Source organism: Actinoplanes campanulatus (assembly GCF_014647795.1).
Lineage (GTDB): Bacteria > Actinomycetota > Actinomycetes > Mycobacteriales > Micromonosporaceae > Actinoplanes > Actinoplanes campanulatus.
On record NZ_BMPW01000004.1, the window covers coordinates 51,806 to 73,184 of the forward strand.

24 protein-coding genes are annotated in these 21,379 nt (G+C 70.2%); 10 read left to right on the forward strand and 14 right to left on the reverse strand.

Annotated elements, in window-relative coordinates; all coding sequences use genetic code 11:
• Window positions 1-46: 46 nt before the first annotated feature.
• Genes IEZ13_RS09105 through IEZ13_RS09120 form a run of 4 tightly spaced genes read left to right on the forward strand, consistent with a single transcriptional unit; the run spans window position 47 to window position 3,853 of the window.
• Entirely contained in the window at window positions 47-1,021 is a 975-nt protein-coding gene (locus IEZ13_RS09105) for an ABC transporter substrate-binding protein (protein WP_183220249.1), read from the forward strand.
• Between the two features lie 8 nt (window positions 1,022-1,029).
• Window positions 1,030-1,800: an ABC transporter substrate-binding protein gene (locus tag IEZ13_RS09110; protein ID WP_183220250.1), complete on the forward strand. Its 771-nt coding sequence runs from the start codon at window positions 1,030-1,032 to the stop codon at window positions 1,798-1,800.
• Window positions 1,797-2,801 carry a FecCD family ABC transporter permease gene (locus IEZ13_RS09115; RefSeq protein ID WP_229794569.1) on the forward strand — a complete coding sequence of 335 codons (1,005 nt, stop codon included), beginning with the start codon at window positions 1,797-1,799 and terminating at the stop codon, window positions 2,799-2,801. Before IEZ13_RS09110 ends, IEZ13_RS09115 begins: the two co-directional genes overlap by 4 nt.
• Window positions 2,798-3,853 (forward strand): FecCD family ABC transporter permease, encoded by a 1,056-nt coding sequence (locus tag IEZ13_RS09120; RefSeq protein WP_183220252.1) that lies wholly within the window; start codon window positions 2,798-2,800, stop codon window positions 3,851-3,853. The genes IEZ13_RS09115 and IEZ13_RS09120 overlap by 4 nt, the downstream gene beginning before the upstream one ends.
• A gap of 22 nt (window positions 3,854-3,875) precedes the next feature.
• On the opposite strand, the gene IEZ13_RS09125 is transcribed toward IEZ13_RS09120, so the two are convergent.
• A complete protein-coding gene (locus IEZ13_RS09125; protein ID WP_183220254.1) occupies window positions 3,876-4,295 on the reverse strand; it encodes a winged helix-turn-helix transcriptional regulator in 420 nt (139 codons plus the stop codon).
• A gap of 73 nt (window positions 4,296-4,368) precedes the next feature.
• Here IEZ13_RS09125 and IEZ13_RS09130 point away from each other — a divergent pair, with 73 nt between their 5' ends.
• Complete coding sequence (locus IEZ13_RS09130; RefSeq protein ID WP_183220256.1) at window positions 4,369-5,247, forward strand: oxidoreductase; 879 nt, start codon at window positions 4,369-4,371, stop codon at window positions 5,245-5,247.
• A 4-nt stretch (window positions 5,248-5,251) separates the two neighbouring features.
• Here the strand turns inward: IEZ13_RS09130 and IEZ13_RS09135 are convergent, their stop codons facing one another.
• Window positions 5,252-6,214, reverse strand: coding sequence for a LacI family DNA-binding transcriptional regulator (locus IEZ13_RS09135; protein WP_183220257.1), 963 nt, complete (start codon window positions 6,212-6,214; stop codon window positions 5,252-5,254).
• 54 nt (window positions 6,215-6,268) lie between these two features.
• Here IEZ13_RS09135 and IEZ13_RS09140 point away from each other — a divergent pair, with 54 nt between their 5' ends.
• Window positions 6,269-7,495 (forward strand): glycosyltransferase family 4 protein, encoded by a 1,227-nt coding sequence (locus tag IEZ13_RS09140; protein WP_183220259.1) that lies wholly within the window; start codon window positions 6,269-6,271, stop codon window positions 7,493-7,495.
• Here the strand turns inward: IEZ13_RS09140 and IEZ13_RS09145 are convergent.
• From IEZ13_RS09145 to IEZ13_RS09160, 4 genes are all read right to left on the reverse strand, one after another.
• Window positions 7,470-9,107, reverse strand: a complete 1,638-nt coding sequence (locus IEZ13_RS09145; RefSeq protein ID WP_183220261.1) for a sensor histidine kinase — start codon at window positions 9,105-9,107, stop codon at window positions 7,470-7,472. The two genes, IEZ13_RS09140 and IEZ13_RS09145, sit on opposite strands and share 26 nt — an antisense overlap.
• A complete protein-coding gene (locus IEZ13_RS09150; protein WP_183220263.1) occupies window positions 9,104-9,793 on the reverse strand; it encodes a response regulator transcription factor in 690 nt (229 codons plus the stop codon). The genes IEZ13_RS09145 and IEZ13_RS09150 overlap by 4 nt, the downstream gene beginning before the upstream one ends.
• Before the next feature lie 484 nt (window positions 9,794-10,277).
• On the reverse strand, window positions 10,278-10,550 hold the full coding sequence (locus IEZ13_RS09155; RefSeq protein WP_183220266.1) for a hypothetical protein: 273 nt from the start codon (window positions 10,548-10,550) through the stop codon (window positions 10,278-10,280).
• A 93-nt stretch (window positions 10,551-10,643) separates the two neighbouring features.
• Complete coding sequence (locus tag IEZ13_RS09160; protein ID WP_183220267.1) at window positions 10,644-10,814, reverse strand: hypothetical protein; 171 nt, start codon at window positions 10,812-10,814, stop codon at window positions 10,644-10,646.
• A gap of 129 nt (window positions 10,815-10,943) precedes the next feature.
• Between IEZ13_RS09160 and IEZ13_RS09165 the strand changes: the two genes are divergently transcribed.
• The gene (locus IEZ13_RS09165) at window positions 10,944-11,192 is read left to right on the forward strand and encodes a hypothetical protein (RefSeq protein ID WP_183220269.1); all 249 of its coding nucleotides are present in this window, start codon (window positions 10,944-10,946) and stop codon (window positions 11,190-11,192) included.
• Between the two features lie 51 nt (window positions 11,193-11,243).
• Here the strand turns inward: IEZ13_RS09165 and IEZ13_RS09170 are convergent, their stop codons facing one another.
• Window positions 11,244-11,828 carry a hypothetical protein gene (locus IEZ13_RS09170; protein ID WP_183220271.1) on the reverse strand — a complete coding sequence of 195 codons (585 nt, stop codon included), beginning with the start codon at window positions 11,826-11,828 and terminating at the stop codon, window positions 11,244-11,246.
• A 500-nt stretch (window positions 11,829-12,328) separates the two neighbouring features.
• Here IEZ13_RS09170 and IEZ13_RS09175 point away from each other — a divergent pair, with 500 nt between their 5' ends.
• Together IEZ13_RS09175 and IEZ13_RS09180 are read left to right on the forward strand one after the other, a co-directional pair.
• Window positions 12,329-12,781, forward strand: a complete 453-nt coding sequence (locus IEZ13_RS09175) for a hypothetical protein (RefSeq protein ID WP_183220273.1) — start codon at window positions 12,329-12,331, stop codon at window positions 12,779-12,781.
• Between the two features lie 20 nt (window positions 12,782-12,801).
• Window positions 12,802-13,233 carry an HIT family protein gene (locus IEZ13_RS09180; RefSeq protein WP_183220275.1) on the forward strand — a complete coding sequence of 144 codons (432 nt, stop codon included), beginning with the start codon at window positions 12,802-12,804 and terminating at the stop codon, window positions 13,231-13,233.
• 99 nt (window positions 13,234-13,332) lie between these two features.
• Here IEZ13_RS09180 and IEZ13_RS09185 read toward each other — a convergent pair whose 3' ends face one another.
• Both IEZ13_RS09185 and IEZ13_RS09190 read right to left on the reverse strand, forming a co-directional pair.
• Complete coding sequence (locus IEZ13_RS09185) at window positions 13,333-13,854, reverse strand: hypothetical protein (protein WP_183220277.1); 522 nt, start codon at window positions 13,852-13,854, stop codon at window positions 13,333-13,335.
• A 66-nt stretch (window positions 13,855-13,920) separates the two neighbouring features.
• Window positions 13,921-14,580 (reverse strand): lytic polysaccharide monooxygenase auxiliary activity family 9 protein, encoded by a 660-nt coding sequence (locus tag IEZ13_RS09190; RefSeq protein WP_229794570.1) that lies wholly within the window; start codon window positions 14,578-14,580, stop codon window positions 13,921-13,923.
• Between the two features lie 147 nt (window positions 14,581-14,727).
• Between IEZ13_RS09190 and IEZ13_RS09195 the strand changes: the two genes are divergently transcribed.
• Complete coding sequence (locus IEZ13_RS09195) at window positions 14,728-15,696, forward strand: NAD(P)-dependent alcohol dehydrogenase (RefSeq protein ID WP_183220279.1); 969 nt, start codon at window positions 14,728-14,730, stop codon at window positions 15,694-15,696.
• A 46-nt stretch (window positions 15,697-15,742) separates the two neighbouring features.
• Here IEZ13_RS09195 and katG read toward each other — a convergent pair whose 3' ends face one another.
• The 5 genes from katG to narH all read right to left on the reverse strand — a co-directional run bounded on the left by katG (window position 15,743) and on the right by narH (window position 21,379).
• Complete coding sequence (gene katG, locus IEZ13_RS09200; RefSeq protein WP_183220281.1) at window positions 15,743-17,941, reverse strand: catalase/peroxidase HPI; 2,199 nt, start codon at window positions 17,939-17,941, stop codon at window positions 15,743-15,745.
• Window positions 17,941-18,375, reverse strand: a complete 435-nt coding sequence (locus IEZ13_RS09205; RefSeq protein WP_183220283.1) for a Fur family transcriptional regulator — start codon at window positions 18,373-18,375, stop codon at window positions 17,941-17,943. Before IEZ13_RS09205 ends, katG begins: the two co-directional genes overlap by 1 nt.
• Window positions 18,376-18,444: 69 nt before the next feature.
• Window positions 18,445-19,164, reverse strand: coding sequence for a respiratory nitrate reductase subunit gamma (narI, locus tag IEZ13_RS09210; protein ID WP_183220285.1), 720 nt, complete (start codon window positions 19,162-19,164; stop codon window positions 18,445-18,447).
• Window positions 19,161-19,742 (reverse strand): nitrate reductase molybdenum cofactor assembly chaperone, encoded by a 582-nt coding sequence (narJ, locus tag IEZ13_RS09215; protein WP_183220287.1) that lies wholly within the window; start codon window positions 19,740-19,742, stop codon window positions 19,161-19,163. The genes narI and narJ overlap by 4 nt, the downstream gene beginning before the upstream one ends.
• Window positions 19,739-21,379, reverse strand: a complete 1,641-nt coding sequence (narH, locus tag IEZ13_RS09220; RefSeq protein ID WP_183220289.1) for a nitrate reductase subunit beta — start codon at window positions 21,377-21,379, stop codon at window positions 19,739-19,741. The genes narJ and narH overlap by 4 nt, the downstream gene beginning before the upstream one ends.

Below are 21,379 nucleotides of genomic sequence, written 5' to 3' on the forward strand. Positions count from 1 at the left end.
AGCGCGGCCTAGCCGTCTGATTCCGACTGCTCCCCGGGAGTTCATGATGTCCCGCTTCACCCAGCGCATGGGTGCGCTCCTGGCCGCGGCCACGGTGGCCGCCGCCCTCGGCGCCTGCTCCTCCGAGGCCGAGCCGGCCGGCTCCGGCGCGAGCGCCGCCCCCGCCTCCACCACCCGCGAGATCACCGACGCCTCCGGCGCGAAGGTGACCGTCCCGTCGGCCCCGAAGAACATCGTGGCCCTCGCCGAGACCGACCTGGACGCGGCCCTCGCGCTCGGCGTCACCCCGATCGGCGCCAGCAAGTCCCGCCAGGGTGACTCGGTCGCCGGCTACCTCGCGCCGCAGCTGCCCAACGTCAAGCTGGTCGGCGAGATCGTCGAGCCGAACATCGAGGCGATCGCCACGCTGGACCCGAAGCCCGACCTGATCCTCTACGGACACTTCCTCGACCCGGACCCGGCGCAGATCAAGGACCTCAACGCGATCGCGCCGACCGTCATCACCAGCATGGTCGACAGCACCTGGAAGGACAGCCTCAAGGGCGTCGCGAACGCGCTCAACCTGGAGGCCAAGGCCACCGAGGTGCTCGCCGCCTACGACAAGAAGGTCGCCGACACCAAGGCCGCCATCGCCGCGAACGGCGCCGCCAAGGTCAGCCTCGTCCGCTGGAACCCGCAGGGCCCGTCCTACCTGCAGAAGCAGCACTTCTCCAGCACCATCGTGGAGGAACTCGGCCTCAAGCGCCCGGACGCCCAGCTCACCGAGGGCACCGGCCCGTCCGACCCGGTCAGCCTGGAGAAGCTCGACGTCCTCGACGCCGACTACATCTTCCTCGGCACCCTGAACAACGACGGCGCCGCCGCCCTCGAGCAGGCCAAGGCCAACGCCTCCTGGAACCAGCTCGGCGCGGTCAAGGCGAACAAGGTAGTCGCGGTCGACGGTGTGCCGTGGACCTCGCGCGGTGGCCCGATCGCGGCGGGCATCGTCCTCGACGACATCGTGAAGACCCTCAAGGGCTGACGCGTCTGATGCGGGATCGTCGGGACGGCTGGCACTACACGGACGGGCGCGGGGTCACCCTCTCCCTTCCGGAACGGCCACGGCGCGTCGCCGTCGCCGAGCTGCTCGCCGCCTCGACGCTGGCCGCCGCCGGGATCCGTCCCGTCGCGGCGGCCCTCGGTCCGGATCCCGGCGGTGACGTCTGTTTCGCCGCCGCCGGGTTCGCGCCGGACGGAGTGGCCCGGCTGGACACTCCCGGGGATCCCGCCATCGACCCGGGCATGCTCGCCGCGTCCCGGCCCGACCTGGTGGTCGACCGTTTCGCCCGCGAGCACGGTTTCCCGACGGTCGTTCTGCCGCTCAAGGAGCGCGGCCAGTCGCTCGACGACCTGCTCGCCGAGACGGCCCGGCTCGCGGTCGCCCTCGGTGCTTCGCCTCCGGCGACCGATTCCTATCAGGCCGCGAAGCTCCAGGTCAGCGCGGCGCTGAAGGGCCGCACGATCATTTTCGGGTACGCGCGGGGCGCGCGACTGTCGATCCTGGATCCGTCCCGCTACCCCTGGCTGGTGACGCTCCAGGAGTTGGGGTCGCGAGTCCTCGGCGAGCGCACCCCCGACGACGGGCCGCATGGCACCCCGGTGCCGTGGGCCGCCGCGCGAGCGGACATGATCTTCGTCAATGGGGAGATCCCGCCCGGCTTCCGCGCCCACCCGTGGGACGACACCTGGCACGCGTTCTCCTACCCGAACTACGCCCGCCTGTTCACCGCACTCACCACCCTGGACCGGACCGCCGCGTGACGAACTCCCTGCCCCGCCGGATCGCGGGCCTGCTGCTCTGCCTCGCTCTACTGGCGCTCGCCGTGCTGCTCAGCCTCGCCGTGGGCGCCCGCGCCATCCCGTTCTCCACGGTCGTCGACGCGCTGTGGCACTCCGACGGGTCGCCCGAGGCCGTCATCGTCACCACCCAGCGCGTACCCCGTACCATCCTCGGGCTTCTGATCGGCATGGCCCTCGGCCTGGCCGGCGCGGTCATGCAGGCGCTCACCCGCAACCCGCTCGCCGACCCCGGCCTGCTCGGCGTCAACTCCGGCGCGGCCGCCGCGGTGGTCACCGCGATCAGCTTCTTCGGCATCACCACCGCCTCCGGGTACGTGTGGTTCGCCTTCGCCGGAGCGGCCGCCGCCACCGTCGTGGTCTACCTGCTCGGCGGCGGTGGCAAGGGGCCCGGCGGACCGGTCCGGCTCGCCCTGGCCGGCACGTCGATCGGCGCGGTCCTGGTCGCCTACACCTACGGGGTGCAGATGCTCGACGCGAAAGCCCTCGACCAGTTCCGGTTCTGGATCGTCGGCGGCCTCTCCGGGCGGGATCAGTCGGTGCTGCTCGACGTGCTGCCGTTCCTGGTCGTCGGCATCGTCATCGCCCTGCTGCTGAGCCGCCCGCTCAACGCGCTGTCGCTCGGTGAGGACACCGGCCGGGCCCTCGGCGTGAACCTGGCCGGCACCCGGCTCGCCTCCGCCGCCACCGTCACCCTGCTCTGTGGGGCCGCGACGGCCGCCGCCGGTCCGTTCGCCTTCATCGGGCTGGCCGTCCCGCACGCGGCCCGCGCCCTGATCGGCGCCGACCTGCGGTGGGTGCTGCCCTACGCCATGCTGCTCGCCCCGGTCCTGCTGCTCGGCGCGGACGTGGTGGGTCGGGTCGTGATCACCCCGAGCGAACTGGAGGCCGGCATCGTCACCGCCCTGATCGGCGCGCCCGTCCTCATCGCCCTGGTCCGTCGCCGTCAGGTGGTGCCGCTGTGAGGACGCTCTCGCCGGCCCGCTCGATCAAGGACGTCCGCCTCGCCGCCGACCGCGTCTCGTTCCGCATCGAACCCCGTACCCTCGTGGTCTGTCTGATTCTGATCCTGGTCACCGCCGGGCTGGTGCTGGTGTCGCTGAGCGTCGGCGACTACCCGGTGCCGTTCCCCGAGGTGATCAAGTCGTTGCAGGGGGAGGGCAGCCGGCTCGCCGAGCTGTTCGTCGTCCAGCGGCGGCTGCCGCGCGCCCTGGTGGCCGTGGTCGCCGGCATCGCCTTCGGGGTCAGTGGCGCGATCTTCCAGCGGCTCACCCACAACCCGCTGGGCAGCCCCGACGTCATCGGCTTCGGCTACGGCGCGTCGGTGGGGGCCATTCTGGTCATCCTCTTCTACGGCGGTGGCGCGCTGCTCACCGCCACCGGCGCCTTCGTCGGCGGGCTGGTCGCGGCTATCGCGGTGTATGTGCTCGCCTACCGCAACGGCGTCAACGGGCTGCGGCTCGTGCTCGTCGGCATCGGCGTCAGCGCGATCTTCATCGCGATCATCAACTACCTGGTCAGCCGGGCCGACCTGCGCGACGCCCGGGCCGCCACGGTGTGGATCGTCGGCAGCCTCTTCGAACGCCGGTGGGGTGACGTGCAGCTGGTCGGGTTCGGGCTGCTGCTGCTCATCCCGATCACCGTGATCCTGTCCCGCTACCTGCCGATGCTCGAACTCGGCGACGACGCGGCCGCGGCCCTCGGCGTACCGCTGGAACGGGCCCGTCTCGGGCTGGTCGTGGTCGCGGTCGGGCTCACCGCGATCGCCACCGCCTCCACCGGGCCGATCGGCTTCGTCGCCCTGGCCGGGCCGCAGCTGGCCCGCCGGCTCACCCGCTCACCCGGTGCTGGGCTGACCGCGGCGGGCCTCATGGGCGCGTTGCTGCTGGTCGCCAGCGACCTGATCGCCCGGCGGGCGGCCGCCCCCAGCGAACTCCCGGTCGGCGTCGTGACCGCCGGGGTCGGCGGCATCTACCTGGGCTGGCTCCTGCTGGTGCATTCTCGCCGTACCCGCTGAGGCGACCCGGTCGAGAATCGCCTCAGGCAGTGTGTCCGTCGTAGGACTCCCGGTTGGCGAGCACAGCGTCGATGTGCGTCTCGGCCCAGGCCTTCAGGCCCTGGATCGTCCGGTGCAGCGAGAGACCCAGATCGGTCAGCTCGTAGGTGACCGTGACCGGCACGGTCGGCGTCACCGTCCGGGTGACCAGACCGTCGCGTTCCAGGGCGCGCAGGGTCTGCGTCAGCATCTTCTGGCTGACACCGGCCAGGGTGCGGGACAGCTCCGAATACCGCAGCGGTCGCGGCTCACCGGCGCAGTCGCTGCGAAGCGCGGCCAGGACCAGCACGACCCACTTGTCCGCGATCCGGTCGAGCAGCTCACGGCTGGGGCATTGCGCCACGAAAGCGTTGTACTCCATCTTCGCGGCCGCCCGCTTCTGCGCCGCCGTCGTCGTCGCCACGCACTTCTCCCCACGTTACGCACCTTCAGGTGCCTACTTCCTGATGGAAAGCTACCCCTCGATAGTGGAGTCCATGAGTGATCAACACGGCTCCACCCCTCTTCCCGGCGGCTTCTGGACGCTGGGGGACCTGACCGTCACCCGGTTCGGCTACGGCGCCATGCAGCTCGCCGGACCGGGAGTGATGGGACCGCCCGCGGACCCCGGCAACGCTCTCGCCGTGCTCCGTGACGTCGCCGAACTCGGCATCACCCACATCGACACCGCCGGCGCCTACGGGCCGCGCGTCACCAACCGGCTGATCCGCGCGGCGCTGCATCCGTACCCGGACTCGCTGCGCATCGTCACCAAGGTCGGCGCCGAGCGGGACCAGCAGGGTGGCTGGCCCCCGGCCCGCGACCCCGGCAGCCTGCGCCGAGCGGTGCACGAGAACCTCGAAGACCTCGGCGTCGACGTGCTCGACGTGGTCAATCTGCGCCTCGGCGACGCCGCGGGACCCCGCCCCGAGCCGGTGGCGCAAGCGTTCGAGACCCTCGCCGAACTCCAGCGGCAGGGCCTGATCCGCCACCTCGGGCTCAGCAACGCGACACCGGAACAGGTGATCGAGGCGCAGGCGATCGCACCGATCGTGTCCGTGCAGAACCTCTACAACCTCGCCCACCGCGCGGACGACGAACTCATCGACGAGCTATCCCACCAGGGCGTCGCCTACGTGCCGTTCTTCCCACTCGGCGGATTCAGCCCGCTGCAGTCGTCGGCGTTGTCCGCGGTGGCCGCCCGCCTCGAATCGCCGCCGATCTCGGTGGCGCTGGCCTGGCTGCTGCGCCGCTCACCCAACATCCTGCTGATCCCCGGCACGTCCTCCCGAATCCACCTGCGCGAGAACATCACCGGCGCGAACCTCACCCTCTCCGCCGAGGACCTCGCCGAGCTGGACAAGATCGGACGCTGACCGGTCAGCTGGAGCCGCGGACAGTCAGCGTGGTGGGCAGCCGGCCGGCCGGGGGCAGAGCCGGATCGAGCAGACGGCGGACCGCCGACGCGGCCTCCTCCTCGACCGGCATGTAGACCGACGACAGGTCGGCGGCCTCGGCCAGGGCGCTGCCGTCGAAACCGACGACCGCCACGTCGTGCGGCACCCGGCGGCCGGTCTCGCGCAGCGCCCGCAACACGCCCATCGCCGTCACGTCGCAGGCCGCGAACACCGCGTCGAGCTCCGGTTCACGTCTCAGCAGCTCCCGGGTGGCGGCGTAGGCGGTGGACCGGGTGAAATCGCCGTCCACCGCCGCCACCGACAGGCCCGCGCCGGCCATCACCCGCAGGAACTTGGCCCTGCGCTCGTCGGCGCACGGCGTGGACGGGCCGAACACCGCCCCGATCCTGGCCCGGCCGGTGGCGACCAGATGGGCGGCCGCCTGGCTCCCGCCACTGTCGTTGTCGGGCGCCACGAACACCACCCCCGGCGCGGAGCGGCCCAGCGCCACGGTCCGCGACCGGCGGGCCAGGGCGGCGCCGGCCGCGCCGGGCAGGTTGATCAGCAGACGGCCGAACGGCGCGTCGTCCTCATCGGAGGGGGCGGCGGCCACCCGGCGTACCTCCAAGGAAAGATTCTCACCGCCGAGCGCGCGCATCGCGCCGGCCAGCACCCGCCCGTAGAAGGGTTTGGCGCTCATCGCGGCCGGATCCGGGTCGACGATCAGCACCTCGATGCGGTCCCGCCGGTGCGGGCCGCCGCGCCCGGTGGCCAGGGCGCGAGCCGCCACGTGCGGCGCGAAACCGAGCCGGGCCGCCACCGAACGCACATGATCACGGACCGTCGGCGAGGTGCCGTACGCTCCGTTGATGGCGCGCGAGGCGGTGGCCTTCGACACGCCTGCGACGCGCGCCACATCGGCCAGGGTGGGGTGCCGTCGTTCCATGTGGATCACGATAACCGCAGATCTTCGATTGACGCGGCCTCCTAGGTTGTGCGGGTGAATATCAGGTATCTCATACACAACGCGTACGGTGTCGGGGGAACGATCCGTACGGTCTTCAACCAGGCCAACGCGTTGTGCGCCACCCACGACGTCGAGATCGCCAGTGTGTACCGCACCGCGGAGACTCCAGCCTTCACGCTGGACCCACGGGTGCGGCTGGTCTCGCTGACCGACCTGCGCACCGACGGCACGAGGTGGAACGGCCCGCCCCGCCGGCTGCTGCGCCGGACCCGGGTCCTGCGCAACCCGCTGCCGCACGGCCGGGACTTCCGCTACCACCGCTGGGACCCGATGGTCGACATGCGGATCATCCGGTACATGCGGGCCCAGAAGGACGGGGTCCTCTTCAGCACCCGGCCGGCGCTCAACCTGCTGTCCGCCTGGTTCGCGCCGAGCCGGCTGATCCGGATCGGCCAGGACCACATGAACTTCAGCAGCTACCGCAAGGGCCTGCAGAAGCGGATCGTCCGCGCCTACCCGCGCCTGGACGCCGTCACCGTGCTCACCCGCGCCGACCTGGCCACCTACCGGGAGGCACTCGGTGACGGGGCGCAGCTTTTCCGGATCCCCAACGGCATTCCGCCACGGACCTCGACGGCCGAGCCGGACCGCACCCGGACCGTGATCGCCGCCGGGCGCCTGGGCCGGCAGAAAGGCTTCGACATGCTGATCGACGCCTTCGCCCTGGTCCACGAGCAGCACCCGGACTGGCGGCTGGACATCTTCGGCGCGGGCCAGGCACGGGACCGGCTCACCGCCCGGATCGCCGAACGCGGCCTCGGCGACGTCGTCCGGCTGCGCGGCGTGACCCGCACCCTGGACGCCGAGTTCGCCAAGGCGTCGATCTTCGCGCTCTCCTCCCGCAAGGAGGGCCTGCCGATGGTGCTGCTCGAAGCCATGAGCGCCGGACTGCCGGTGGTGTCGTTCGACTGCCCGACCGGCCCGGCCGACGTGGTCGACGACGAGGTGAACGGGCTGCTCATCCCGCCCAAGGACGTGCCCGGCCTGGCCGTCGGCCTGTCCCGGCTGATCGAGGCCCCCGCCGAGCGGGAACGGATGGGCGCCGCCGCACGGACGACCGCCTCCGGCTACGAGATGCCGGTGGTCGTCGCGCGGTGGGAGGAGCTCTTCGCCGGCCTGCTCGGTCGTCGCCGGGTGGTGCCATCTCAGCGTGACGGCGCGGCGGAGGACGCCGTCACCGGATCGGCGCGGCGCCGCTGACACGGTCACCGGTCAACGGCAGCGAAACCTCGAAGGTGGTGCCCGCACCCTCGGTGCTGCGGGCACTCACCTCACCGCCGTGATCGTGGACTATCTGCCGGACGATGGCGAGCCCCAGCCCGCTGCCGCCGGTGCCCCGGCCGCGCGCCGGGTCGGCCCGCCACAGCCGGTCGAAGACCAGCGGCAGGTGCTCCGGTGCGATCCCGACCCCGGTGTCGGTCACCTGGAGCACCGCCCGGTCGCCGCGGGCGTGCGCGCGCAGGGTGACCGAGCCGCCGGACGCGGTGGCGCGTAACGCGTTGCCGACCAGATTCCCGACGATCTGCCGGATCCGGTCGGCGTCCGCGTCGGCGAACACCGGGCCGTCCGACTCGACCGTGAGCCGGACGCCCACCGCGTCGGCGGCCGGCCGGTGCGCGGTCCGGGCCGTCTCCATCAGCTCGGCCAGATCGGTCGGCTCCCGGTGGTAGACAAGCGCCCCGGCCTCGGCCAGCGCCAACTCCTGGAGGTCGTCGACGATCCGCTGGTTGAGGATCACCTCGTCGTGCAGGGACGCGAACACCTCCGGCGTCGGCTCGATCACCCCGTCCTGGATCGCCTCCAGGTAACCGCGCAGATTCGCCAGCGGGGTACGCAACTCGTGCGCCACATCCGCGATGAGCCGCCGCTGATCCTCCTCCGCAGCCCGTACCGAATCGGTCATCTGATTGAAGGCCCGCGCCAGCTCGCCGATCTCGTCGCGGCCGTCGTCGGGCACCCGCCCGGCCCGGTCGCCGTCGGCGAGCCGGCGGGCCGCCGCGGTCAGCGTGCCGATCGGGCGCAGCACCCGCCGGCTGATCAGCAGCGCGCCGCCGACCGCCAGCGCCGCCACCACCACGGTGATCAGCAGGACCGGGCCGGTGTCCAGCGCCCGTACCGGCTCGTTGGCGGCGCCGATCGTCAGCAACAGCGTCGGCGGGGCCACCTCCGAGTCGGTGATCCGCCGCCGGAACGCCTCCCGCAGGCAGCCGGCCTCGGCACACTGCCCCACCTCGAGACGGTCCGCCTCCCGCGTCCCCTCCGGGAAGGGCCCGGGCCGGCAGACGTCGAGAGTGTCCGGATCAACACCGGAAAGACCATGACGGGGTACGCCGTCCGCGCCCACCATGCCCAGCGGCGTATAGCCGGCCCGGAACAGGCACGCCGACCGCACCGTCTCCTCCCGGTACACGCCGATGGCCGTGAGCGTCGCCATCCGCTCGTCACCGCCGTCCGGCAGCACCAGCGTGGGCAACGGGTCGACGATCACCGCGACCGGGCCGGGCGGCCGGGCGGCGCGACCGTCCATGTGATCGGTATCGGCCACCGCATTGCCGTACGGGTCGACCAGCCGGATCCGCTGCCCGGTCTGCGCCCGCAACCGCTTCAGGGTCTGGTCCACCCCCTCCCAAGTGCCGTTGCGCAGCGCCTGCGCCCGCAACTCGCCGCGGATCGTCTCGGTCGTCTCCCGGGACGCCGACGCCGCCTCGCCCACCTGGTCGCGGGCCTGCCACCAGGTCAGCGCCACGGTCAGCCCGGTAGCGCCCAGCCCGACGACGGCGACCAGCAGGAAGACGCGGATCCGGAAACTCACGGCTCGGCCGCCAGCCGGTAGCCGCGCCCGTAGACGGTCTGCACGTACCGTGGATCGTCCGGGTCGTCGCCGAGCTTGCGCCGCAGATTGCGCACGTGCGCGTCGACCGTGCGCTCCAGAACGTACCGGTCGAAACCGAACGCCTTCGCCAGGATCTCGCCACGGGTGAATACCCGCCCCGGCGCCCCGGCCAGCACCTCGATGATCCCGAACTCCTTGGCGGTGAGCACGATCGGCCGCCCGCCGACCCGAACCTCGAACCGCCCCACGTCGACTTCCAGATCCCCGGTACGCAGCACCGGCTGATCCCGGTCCCGCAGCGCCCCCGACCGGCGCAGCAGAGCCCGCACCCGGGCCGCCAGCTCACGCGGACTGTACGGTTTGGTCAGATAGTCGTCGGCCCCGGCGTCCAGGCCACGCAGAATGTCGTCCTCGGCGGCCCGGGCCGTCAGCATGAGAATCGGAACGTCCGACTCGGCGCGCAGCACCCGGCAGACCGTGACCCCGTCGAGCGCCGGCATCATCACATCGAGCACCACGAGATCCGGCCGCCGCTGCCGGCACGCCTCGAAGACCGCGGGCCCGTCCCCGACCAGCGTGACCCGGTGCCCTTCCCGCCGCAGATAGGCGGCGGCAAGCTCGGCCTGCTTGGGGTTGTCCTCGGCGATCAGGATCTCGGTGGCCACCCCACCGATCCAAACACCACCCCGCAACCTGGTGGGATTGCTACCTCTGCTCCGTCTGATGCCGGAACGGGATCCGGTCGCCGCACCAGTTCGGGCAGGTGCACGCGCCGGCCTCGAGGAGGCGGCGCCGCAGCGGGTCCGATGCCGGCCGGCGGGATCTCAGCGGCGGGCGGCAACGACCGCACCAGCGCGGCCACAGCTGCCGGGTCGAAATCGGGTCGCGCGGCGGGGTCGACGTCATCCCAGGTGAGCAGCCGGAAATCGGGCAGGTGGACACGGTCGGTGCTCAATGCAGTCAGCCTTCCGTCGGGCAGCCGGACACGATATCGGTCGTCGCGTCCGCTCGTGCGGGGCCACGCGCGCTCGTCCCACCTCCGCCCGCATCGTGCTCACCCGGCAAACCGCCGCCGTGGTCACCTTTGGCGTTGCATCGACCTGGTTCGTGGCGACGTCAGGCTTTCGGCGGGGTGACCGGCAGGGTGAGTCAGATCGGCTCGCCGTCGTCGTCGAAGGGGCCGTTACAGGCCTCCTCGACGAACTCCTCCAGGTCCTCAAGCAGGTTCTCGGCATCGGCGAGGATGGCCTCGGTGGAACGCGGCTCGCCGGGCGCGAGAGCGACGAGCGCGGGAATCGGGTGCGGCTCGCGATTCAGCCCACCGACCGGCTCCAGCGGTCCGACGCCGTTAGCAAGCAGCCACAGGTAGTCGCCGAGATTCCGGGCGAGTACGGCCAGTTGGCCCTCGGATCCGAGGAACACGACCGGCTGCGCCTCGATCGACCTGTTCGAGTCGCGCAGCCAGATGGTCGCTTGGCCGCCCGAGCCGTCCGAGCCGAAGAACCGTAGGGGCGGCTAGCCGGCGTCTTCGTTGCCCGTCCACGCCTGCCACCAGTCGGTGATGTCCTCCGCCGAGTCGAATTCATCGAACGGCTCGAAATCATGGCCCTCGTGATCGACGGCGAAGGGGGCGTTGAGGGCTGCGGCCAGCGAGGTAGGGAACCTGGAGGGTTCCCAGTTCGGCATGTGGGGCGGCCGCGATGAGGACTGCCCCGACTGCACGGCCGTAGCACAGGAGATCGATGCCCGATGGCCCGAGGACCGCCGCGCCTACGGGTCTCGGGTCTTCAGCTCGGCCGGCCGTACCGCGCCTTCATGGACATGCCGAGACAGGCCAACCGTCCCACGGCGGCGCCTGCCCGTGCTGCTGCGGACGCGGCCCGCAGCACCGCCCCGCTGTTGTTCCACCTCCCGGACGACGAGGTCTTCCCCGTCGACGGGCAGCGGGAGCCGTTCAACCTGATCCGATCCATCAGGAGGTGCCTGGTCACCGAGCCTGGCCGCCACGTCGGCACCACCCCGCGGCGATCATCGGGTGGCGAACCTTCATCGCCGAGCGCCTGACCGGCCAAGAGATCTAGCCATCCCCACGACCAGATTTCGAGCATGCCGATATCAGGGAGTTTCGTCGGGTCCATGCCCGACCGCTGGAGCCGGTCCGAGCAGCAGGAAAGAGTCGCTGCGAATCTTCCAGACGAGACGGGCCGATGATCCGGCAAGTACTGCGCCTATCAGCCATGCCGTCCACAATATCACCGCCGTGACGGACAATTTTTGGCTCGCCAGATAAGGAAATGATCCCAGCAGCGCCAGTATGCTGATCCCTGGAAACGAAATCAGCTGTGGATCAAGGCCGCGATACTGTTTCGGGCTGGAACGATGCGATCGGATCCATTGTTCCCAACCAAGTCCACCTGATACGCGAGGGCTCAACTGGGTGCGGATGTAGGTGCCGATGCTGAGGCACGCATAGCTGTGCGCGACGGCACGTCCAGCGAGCATGTAGGTGATCAGGGGAAGGACCAGGAGCACGGCAGCCCGCCCGGTCCCTGAGAGCGCGAGGCTGAACAGCGCCCCTGCCGCGGTGAGTTGTATCGACAGGAGGCCCTGTGCGCTTGCCTGTCGAGCGATGATCTCTGCCCGCAGAGCATTAAACTCGGCCAGAACTACATCTTTTTCTGGAACGGCATTCTCGATCAATTCCACTCCATTCGAAGGATTGGTTACATGCGCTGCCGACTCCCATAATGCATTAGGCGGGCAATGCTGTTACCTCGGAGGCGTATTCGCACAAAAACACTCATTTCACTTCACTCAGTCGGAGATGATAAAGTCGCGAGTAACAATCTTGGATCGGATAAGGCAGTCGAAGCCGTCACTTTCATAGCCGCGGAGTAGGCACTCCTGGTGACGTCGCGGGCTGGTCCACCGTGACGCCGGAGCAGGGCCGGAGGTTGACCGACGAGCTGCGTGCTCAAGGGGTTGTGTGTCTTGGCGATCCACGTCGAGGATCTCCCGCGGGGGGTTGACCCGCGAGAGCCCACCAAGATGGTCCAGGACGTGCAGGGTGACTTCCCGTTGGGCGGTATCTCGTGGTCGGGTAGCGTGCTGCGGACCAGGAGCAAGATCAGGTACGGCTGCGGTGCGCGTACGGTGGGAATGGAAAAGTGGTTTTGAGGGGATCAGCGGTAGTTTGCGCCTTGGCCGTCGTTTCTCTCGCCGCCTGTGGCAGCGATCGTGAGCCGGCGGCGGTACCCGTCGTCACCTCGCCCTCGCCGTCTGTGCTGGTCCTCGCGGAACCGGCAGATCCGCAGATCGTTGCCCGGCTCGTCGGGCGCACCGGTCGTTGGCGGGCGTCGTTGGGTGTGCCGGGCGATCAGGGCGACCTCACGATCCGGTACCGATGTACCGGTGGCGGCGAATTGATCGTCGGCACCGGCCTGGGCGGCGAAACCGCCAAGGCCACGAGCACCTGTGATGGCGTCACCAGGCTCCATAGTGCCAGCTCACCGGAGAAATCCTGGCCGGTGGCCGTCACGGTCGAGCCCGATGGTGCTCAGCGATGGTCGCTGGCCGTCGTGCGGGGGCCCTACGAACCGGGCGACGACTGGCCGAAGGGCGCCCCGGAGATCGACCCCGCGCCGGGCTGGTGAGCGGCCGGTAATCTGCGGCGGTGGACTGTCATGCCTGCCGCAACAACGAGGGCTTCGATCGACTGCCGCCCCGGGAGCGGGTGGCCGCGGACCGGTTCTGGCGGGTGGCGCACGACTTCAACAGCAGTCTGCCCGGGTGGCTCGTCCTGGTTCCGCGGCGTCACGTGACCTCGATCGCGGAGCTGACCGACGACGAGGCGAGCACGCTCGGGCTCTGGCAGGTGCGGCTCTCGCGTGCGCTGCGGGCCGTCACCGGCTGTGTCAAGACGTACGTGGTGCAGTTCGCCGAGAAGGAGGGCTTCGCCCACGTGCACTTCCACATTGTGCCGCGCATGCCGGACCTGCCCGCCGAGCGTCGTGGGCCGGGTGTCTTCCGGTACCTGAACGACACCGATGGCCGCCTGTCCGAGGCGCGACGCGACGAACTCGCCGACGGGTGTCGCCGCGGGTAGGGCCGCCGGCGCCTTCGTCGTGGGCCTCGCGCCGGATCCGTCCGGCCTAACCGGGGCCGACGTGGTCGTCGGCTCCCTGGAGGAGGTCGTCCACGTGCTTCACAGGCCGGCGGCCGCGTCGTAGCGGCCGCGCAGGTCGGCCATCTCCTCGGTGGACAAGGCCTCTTTCAAAGCCATTTCGGCGTACGGCGACGGAAACATCTGCCGCAGCCGGTCGACGTACTTGACCTCGGCGGTGGCCTCGACCACCTGGATGCCGGGCGGGTCGCTGGACATGTTCAGGATGACCGGGCCGGCGAGTTTGACCGCCACGTCCCACGGACGCTGCTGTTCGGCGACCCCGCACAGGTGGAAGCCGTAGACCGCCGTGACGTCGGTGAGCGTGCCGGCCTCGGCGGGCTCGTAGCCGTAGACGCGGACTCCGCAGATGACCGCCGCGTTCGCCGCCTGGGCGCCGTGGCCGGCGTGCTGGTGCTGTTCCGGGCTGGACTGTTCGAGTGACGTACGCATCCGGGTCATTATTTGATCTTGCAGTGACGAAGTGCCGGAACGGGACAGCGCGACCGCCCCGGCCGCCGCCGTCAGCAGCGCCACCGCGGCCCCTATGTAGCGGGTCCTCATGAGATTCACCTCGGGGGGAGTGCCCGGCCCGGGAGGGGGCGTCCCGGGCCGGATGGGTCGTGACGGTCAGGCGAAGTTGACGTCGCTGCACCACATGTAGGCCTGGTCGAGGTGCGAGGCCTGCCAGATGACGAAGAGGATGTGGTGCCCGGTGTAACCCGAGGTGGTGATGTTGAACGAGATGTTCTGTGCCGGGGCGTACCTGCCGGTCTGCGTGATGAAGTCGAGGTTCCCCCAGCCGAGGCTCTGGGTGGCCGGGTTGAACCCCTGCTTGCTCACGTAGACACGGAAGTAGTCGGCGCCGTGGCTCGCCTGGTCGTACAACTGGACGGTCATGTTGCGGCTGACGTTGGTGACCTTCCAGGCGCCCGTCCGGTTCAGGCTGTCGTTGCGGGCCAGCCCGTTGCTGCACAGCTGACCGTCGGGGGTGCGGGCCTGGAACTGGCCGCCGAGCCCGTCCCGCAGCGCGCTCATCCAGTTCCACATGGTGTCCGGGTTGGCCTGGAACGCCTGGTAGCACATCGGGTCCTGGGTCTGCATGGCCGGGTTGGTGTGCTGGCTGCCCCAGGTCTTCCAGCACTGATAGGCGCGGGTTTGCGGGCTGATGATGGTGCCGTGCGCCTGGGCCGCTCCGGTCCAGGGCAGCATGCTGATCATCGTGGCGAGCGCGACGAGCAGCACCTGGAGGGACCGGCGGGTGGATCGACGGGACTCGTGTCGGGGCACGTTACGTCCTCCATTCTTCGGCTTTCGGGGGAATGGGAGCGCTCCCGGCAAGTATTACGTCAATGTGTCGGGATATCAACCAATGTCAATCAGCTAAGTGTGCCGAATGCTGTTGACAGCGCGACCCCAGGCGGATCGGATGGCGGAGTGAAGGCCGTCGTCTACACCCGCTACGGGGAACCGGACGTTCTACATCTGACCGAGGTGCCCGCACCGGTTCCCGGCGAACGGGAGATCCTGATCAGGGTGCGGGCGGCCGAGGCCACCAAATCCGACTGCGAGCTCAGGGCCTTCCGGTTCGCGGTGAAGTGGTTCTGGCTTCCCCTGCGGATCGCGGTCGGCATCCGGAGGCCACGCCGGCACATCCTGGGCGGCTACTTCGCCGGTGAGGTGGTGTCGGTGGGTGGGCGGGTCACCCGGTTCGCCGCCGGTGACCCGGTCTACGGCGGCTCCGGACTGCGGCTGGGTGGGTACGGCGAGTACGTCGTCGTTCCCGAGGACGCCGCGATCGCGCCCAAGCCACGGACCATGACGTTCGCGGAGGCGGCCGCCGTTCCGCTCGGCGGGCTCAACGCGCTGCACTTCATGCGGCGAGCCGGCATCGAGCCGGGGGAGCGGGTGCTGATCAACGGCGCGGGCGGCAGCATCGGCGCGCACGCCGTCCAGATCGCCCGCTCGATGGGGGCGCATGTCACCGCGGTCGATCATGCGATCAAGGAGGAGTTCGTCCGGAGCCTCGGAGCGAGTGACTTCATCGACTACACCACGGTCGACGTGACGACCACGGGCCGCCGGTTCGACGTCGTCTTCGACATGGTCGCCGGAAGTTCGCACGGCCGGCTGATCGGCATGCTCGAACCGGGTGGCCGCTATCTCAACGGCAACCCGCGGCTGTCGGTGCTGAGCCGAGGGCTGACCAGCCGGAGCGTGATCGTCACGTTCGCGCCGGAGAGCCGGGAGGATCTGGCCGACCTCGCCGAGATGATCGAGGCCGGGGCCGTGCGGCCGATCGTCGACCGGGTCTACCCGATGGCGGAGGCGGCCGAGGCACACCGCCGGGTGGAGATCGAGCAACGGCTCGGCGCGATCGTGATCGCCATCGGCGACCCGGAGTAGAACCCCCGGCCGGTCGTGCGGACCGGCCGGGGTTCACTGAGGCGGATCAGCGCAGGTCGAAGCGGTCCAGCTCCATGACCTTGACCCATGCGGCGACGAAGTCCTTGACGAACTTCTCGCGGGCGTCGGCGCTGGCGTAGACCTCGGAGAGGGCGCGCAGCTGCGAGTTCGAGCCGAAGATCAGGTCGACCACGGTGGCGGTCCACTTGACCTCGCCGGTGGTCACGTCCTGGACCTCGTACACGTGCTCCTGGGACTCCGACGCCTTCCACCGGGTGCCCGGGGAGAGCAGGTTGACGAAGAACTCGTTGGTGAGAACGCCGCCGGCCAGCGCGCGCAGGCCGCCGACCAGGACGGTCATCTCCGGCGCGGTGAGGTTCAGCATGTACGCCCGGTCGACGAGCAGCACCTCGGGCTGGGTCTTCTCGCCCGGCCGCAGATAGTTGCGGAAACCGTCGGCCCGCGGCTCCAGGACCTTGAACGACTCGACGTCGGTCTGCTCCTGCGTGGCGTCGGTGCGGCCCGGGTGGAACGGCACGGTCACCGGGTGCCCGGCGTCGGCGGCGGCCTTCTCCACGCCGGCGTTGCCGGCCAGCACGATCAGGTCGGCCAGCGAGATCTTCGCGCCACCGGACGACGCGTTGAACTCCTGCCGGATCTTCTCCAGCGCGTCGATCACCGGGATGACCGGCTGGTTGACCTCCCAGCCGCGCTGCGGTTCCAGGCGGATCCGGGCGCCGTTGGCGCCGCCGCGCTTGTCGGTGGACCGGAAGGTCGCGGCCGACGCCCAGGCGGCCGACACGAGCTGGTCGGTGGTCAGGCCGGATTCGAGGATCTTGGACTTCAGGGCATCGACATCAGTGGCCGAGACCAGCGGGTGGTCGACGGCCGGCACCGGGTCCTGCCACAGCTGCGCCTCGGGCACCCACGGGCCGAGGAAGCGGTCGACCGGGCCCATGTCACGGTGCAGCAGCTTGTACCACGCCTTGGCGAAGGCGAGGGCGAACTCGTCGGGGTTCGCCAGGAAGCGGCGGGAGATCTTCTCGTACGCCGGGTCCAGGCGCAGCGACAGGTCGGTCGTCAGCATCGTCGGCTTGTGCTTCTTCGACGGGTCGTGGGCGTCCGGGATGATCGCCTCGGCGTCCTTGGCGACCCACTGCTTGGCGCCGCCGGGGCTGGTGGTGAGCTCCCACTCGTACCCGAAAAGGATCTCGAAGAAGCGGTTGCTCCACTGGGTCGGCCGGTCGGTCCAGGTGACCTCGAGCCCACTGGTGATCGTGTCGGCGCCCTTGCCGGTGCCGTGCGTGCTCAGCCAGCCCAGGCCCTGCGCCTCGAGCGGCGCGCCCTCCGGCTCGGCGCCCACGTGGTCGTCGGCGACGCCCGCGCCGTGGGTCTTGCCGAAGGTGTGGCCGCCAGCGATCAGCGCCACGGTCTCCTCGTCGTTCATCGCCATCCGGGCGAACGTCTCCCGGATGAAGTGCGCCGCGGCGACGGGGTCGGCGTTGCCGCGCGGGCCCTCCGGGTTGACGTAGATGAGGCCCATCTCGGTGGCGCCGACGCCCTCGGACATGGTCTTCTCGGACACGTACCGCGCGTCGCCGAGCCAGGTGTCCTCCGGGCCCCAGAAGATCTCCTCCGGCTCCCACACGTCCTGGCGGCCGAAGCCGAAGCCGAACGTCTTGAAGCCCATCGACTCCAGGGCCACGTTGCCGGCCAGCACCAGCAGGTCGGCCCAGGAGACCTTCTGCCCGTACTTGGCCTTGACCGGCCAGAGCAGACGGCGGGCCTTGTCCAGGTTGGCGTTGTCCGGCCAGCTGTTGAGCGGGGCGAACCGCTGCCCGCCGTCACCGGCGCCGCCGCGGCCGTCGTGGATCCGGTAGGTGCCGGCGGCGTGCCAGCTGAGCCGGATCATCAGGCCGCCGTAGTGGCCGAAGTCGGCCGGCCACCAGTCCTGCGAGGTGGTGAGAACCGTGACGATGTCGGCCTTGAGAGCCGCCACGTCGAGCTTCTCGAACTCCTTGGCGTAGTCGAAGTCCGTGCCGAGCGGGTTGCTCTTCGACGAGTGGGAGTGCAGCACCGACAGGTCGAGCTGGTTGGGCCACCAGTCCCGGTTGCCGCGCGGACGGCCACCGGTCTTCGGGGTCGGCGAGCCGATCGCCGGGTTCTCGCTCTCGCTGCCGTGCGCGGTCACGGAGTCGTGCGCGACCGGACAGCCGCTCTGCTTCGGATCTTGGATGTCGCTCATCAGCTACCTTCTTCCGAACGTTTGGTCACGCAGTCGGGGCAGGTGCCCCAGTAGACGACCTCCGCCTCCTCGACCACGAACCCGTGATCGCCGGAGGCGGTGAGGCAGGGGGCGTGTCCGACCGCGCAGTCGACGTCGGCGATCGTGCCGCAGCCGCGGCACACGACGTGATGATGGTTGTCGCGCACCCGGGTCTCGTAGCGGGCGGTCGCGCCGGCGGGCTGGATGCGCCGGATCAGGCCGGTGTCGGTGAGCGCTCGCAGGACATCGTAAACCGCCTGGTGGGAGACCGACGGGAGATCCGCTCGCACCAGCTCGATCACCGTGTCGGTGTCGACGTGCGGGTGGTCGCGCAGCGTGGCGAGCACGGCCAGGCGTGGCCGGGTCACCCGCAGCGAGACGGCCCGCAGCTGCGCCTCGAGGTCGGACGTCATGCCACGACCTTAACCCGCTTTTCTGGAATCGTTCCAGTTTTGCCCGAGGGTGGCCTGGTGGGGCCGCACTCAGCGGGGCGGCTCCCAGCCGGGACGGGTGGGCCGCAGGCCACCGTGCGGGTCACGGTAGCGATAGACCACGTACGGGCGGGTGAGGTAGCCGACCGGCGCGCTGAACGCGTGCACCAGCCGGGTGAACGGCCAGCACGCGAACAGCACGAACGCGGCGATGATGTGAATCTTGAAGCCGGCCGGGACCGCGGTCATCAGGGCGACGTCCGGTTGCAGCGTGAACAGCGAGCGCAGCCACGGCGACACGGTCTCCCGGTAGTCGTAGCCGCCGCCGGTGATGTTCGCCTTCACGGTCGCCCACAGGCCCAGCAGGATCACCGAGCCCAGCACCACGTACATCGTCTTGTCGTTCCTGGTGGTGGCGGCGAAGACCGGGCCGGTGAGGCGGCGGCGGAGGATGAGGATCGCCATGCCGATCAGCGTGCACAGCCCGGCCACCGTGCCGATGAAGACGGCCATCAGGTGGTAGAGGTGTTCGGTGATGCCCACGGCCTCGGTCCACGACTTGGGGATGAGCAGGCCGACGATGTGCCCGATCAGCACGAACAGCACTCCGAAGTGGAACAGCGGGCTGCCCCAGCGCAGGTAGTTCGTCTCGTAGAGCTGGGAGGAGCGGGTGGTCCAGCCGAACTTGTCGTACCGGTAGCGCCAGACCGTCCCGCCGGCCAGCACCACGATCGACAGGTAGGGGAAGACCACCCACAGGAACGTGTTCATCGACTGCTCCCGAACGGTTGCAGGCCCACCTGTTCGGCCGGTGGGCCGGTACGGGCCAGGGCGGTGGCGGCGTCGAGATCCCCGGGCGTGGCCGCCGGTAGCAGGGCGCGGACGGCCTCGACGGCATGCCGGTAGACGGACTTCTCCAGCGACTGCGCCAGCAGGTCCAGGCCGACCCGGTTCTCCCGCAGCAGCCGCCATCCGGTGTCGTCGGCGGCCGCCAGGTCGAGGACCGCGGGCAGGTAGTCGGGCAGTTCGCCGTCGGCCACCTCGTACCCCGAGGCTTTGAACGCGGCGGCGAAGCCGGCCAGCGCCTCACCACGCCGACGGGTGTCACCGCAGGTGTAGTAGGTCAGATGCAGGCTGGACCGGCGGCGGAAGTCGAACTGGTCCACGTATTCGGTGCGCAGGGCTCCCGGCTCGCCGCCGGCCCGGTGGGCGGCGACCGGCCGCAGTGATCCGGCGATCCGGGTGGGCAGCGCCGGCAGGGCGTCGAGGATCAGGGGTACGGCGGTGAGCACGTGATCGTCGGGGTAGCGCAGCAGCAGGGAGGCGGCCCGGGCGGCGAGAGCGGTCACGACCGGTCCTCCTCGCGCGGCGGGAACATGCCCTCCGGGGTGCCCTTGCCGTCCCAGTTCAGCAGGTTGAGCCGGCGCGGCTCGTCGGCGGTCTGCCGGTCTTGCAGCATGTGGAAGGTCTCCACCTGAACCGGCACCGCCGTTCCGGAGGCCTCGCCGAACGGGCCGGTCTGGTACATGCCGGGGCCGCCCTCGTAGTCCAGTGAGCACTCGGCGCCGAGACCCTCCAGCCGGTGGGCGTCCTCGGCGTGCGCGGACGGGATGACGTAGCGCTGCTCGTACTTGGCGATCGCCAGCAGCCGGTACATCTCGTCCATCTCCTCCGGCGTCATCCCGACGGCCGCCGGGATCGAGCCGTCCGGCTTCTCGCCCAGGTTGATCCGCCGCTGGTAGGCGCGCATCGCGGCGAGCCGGTTCAGGGCCTCCCGGACCGGGGCGGGGTCGCCCGCGGTGAACAGCTCGGCCAGGTACTCCATCGGGATGCGCAGCGCGTCCACGGCGCCGAACAGATTGTGCGGGTCCTCGCCGTCGTGGCCGGTGTCGCGCAGCACGTCGACGACCGGCGACAGCGGCGGGATGTACCAGACCATCGGCATGGTGCGGTACTCCGGATGCAGCGGCAGCGCCACCTCGTACTTCATGATCAGGTCCCAGACCGGCGACCGGCGGGCGGCGGCGATCCAGTCCTCGGGGATCCCGGCGGCGAGCGCGGCCTTCGCGACGGTCGGATCCCAGGGGTCGAGGAAGACCGAGCGCTGGGCGTCGTACAGGTCGTGCTCGTCCTCGACGGCGGCGGCCTTCGCGACGGCGTCCGCGTCGTACAGCATCAGGCCGATGTAGCGGAGGCGGCCGACGCAGGTCTCGGAGCAGATGGTGGGCTGGCCGATCTCGATCCGCGGGAAGCAGAACGTGCACTTCTCGGCCTTGCCGGTGCGGTGGTTGAAATACACCTTCTTGTACGGGCAGCCGGTCACGCACATCCGCCAGCCCCGGCACCGGTCCTGGTCGACCAGCACGATCCCGTCCTCGGCCCGCTTGTAGATGGCGCCGGACGGGCAGGACGCGGCACACGACGGGTTGAGGCAGTGCTCGCAGATGCGCGGCAGGAAGAACAGGAACGCCTTCTCGTACTCCTGGCGGACCTGGTCGGACACCTTCCGCAGGATCGGGTCGCCCTGGAGGACCTCGTTGCCGCCGCCGAGCGAGTCGTCCCAGTTGGCCGACCAGGTCACCTTGGTGTCCTCGCCGGTGAGCAGCGACTTCGGCCGGGCCACCGGCAGGTCCTCGCCGGCCGGGGCGGTCAGCAGGTTCTCGTAGTCGTACGTCCACGGTTCGTAGTAGTCACCGATCCGCGGCAGGATCGGGTTGGCGAAGATGCTGAACAGCCTCTTGATCCGGCCGCCGGAGCGGGGCTTGAGCCGCCCGGTCCGGGTCCGCACCCAGCCGCCCTGCCAGCGGTCCTGGTCCTGGTAGGTGCGCGGATAGCCCTGCCCGGGGCGGGACTCGACGTTGTTGAACCACACGTACTCGACACCGGAGCGGTTGGTCCACGCCTGCTTGCAGGTGACCGAGCAGGTGTGGCAGCCGATGCACTTGTCGAGGTTCATGACCATCGCGATCTGGGCCATCACGCGCAT

Coding starts and splice junctions, on each gene's coding strand:
- IEZ13_RS09185 (WP_183220277.1), bottom strand. CDS start 13,854: ATGAGGACCCGCTACATAGGGGCCGCGGTGGCGCTGCTGACGGCGGCG.
- IEZ13_RS09110 (WP_183220250.1), top strand. CDS start 1,030: ATGCGGGATCGTCGGGACGGCTGGCACTACACGGACGGGCGCGGGGTC.
- narH (WP_183220289.1), bottom strand. CDS start 21,379: ATGCGCGTGATGGCCCAGATCGCGATGGTCATGAACCTCGACAAGTGC.
- IEZ13_RS09135 (WP_183220257.1), bottom strand. CDS start 6,214: ATGGAACGACGGCACCCCACCCTGGCCGATGTGGCGCGCGTCGCAGGC.
- IEZ13_RS09160 (WP_183220267.1), bottom strand. CDS start 10,814: ATGCCGAACTGGGAACCCTCCAGGTTCCCTACCTCGCTGGCCGCAGCC.
- narI (WP_183220285.1), bottom strand. CDS start 19,164: ATGAACACGTTCCTGTGGGTGGTCTTCCCCTACCTGTCGATCGTGGTG.
- IEZ13_RS09105 (WP_183220249.1), top strand. CDS start 47: ATGTCCCGCTTCACCCAGCGCATGGGTGCGCTCCTGGCCGCGGCCACG.
- IEZ13_RS09130 (WP_183220256.1), top strand. CDS start 4,369: ATGAGTGATCAACACGGCTCCACCCCTCTTCCCGGCGGCTTCTGGACG.
- IEZ13_RS09165 (WP_183220269.1), top strand. CDS start 10,944: ATGGACATGCCGAGACAGGCCAACCGTCCCACGGCGGCGCCTGCCCGT.
- IEZ13_RS09205 (WP_183220283.1), bottom strand. CDS start 18,375: ATGACGTCCGACCTCGAGGCGCAGCTGCGGGCCGTCTCGCTGCGGGTG.
- katG (WP_183220281.1), bottom strand. CDS start 17,941: ATGAGCGACATCCAAGATCCGAAGCAGAGCGGCTGTCCGGTCGCGCAC.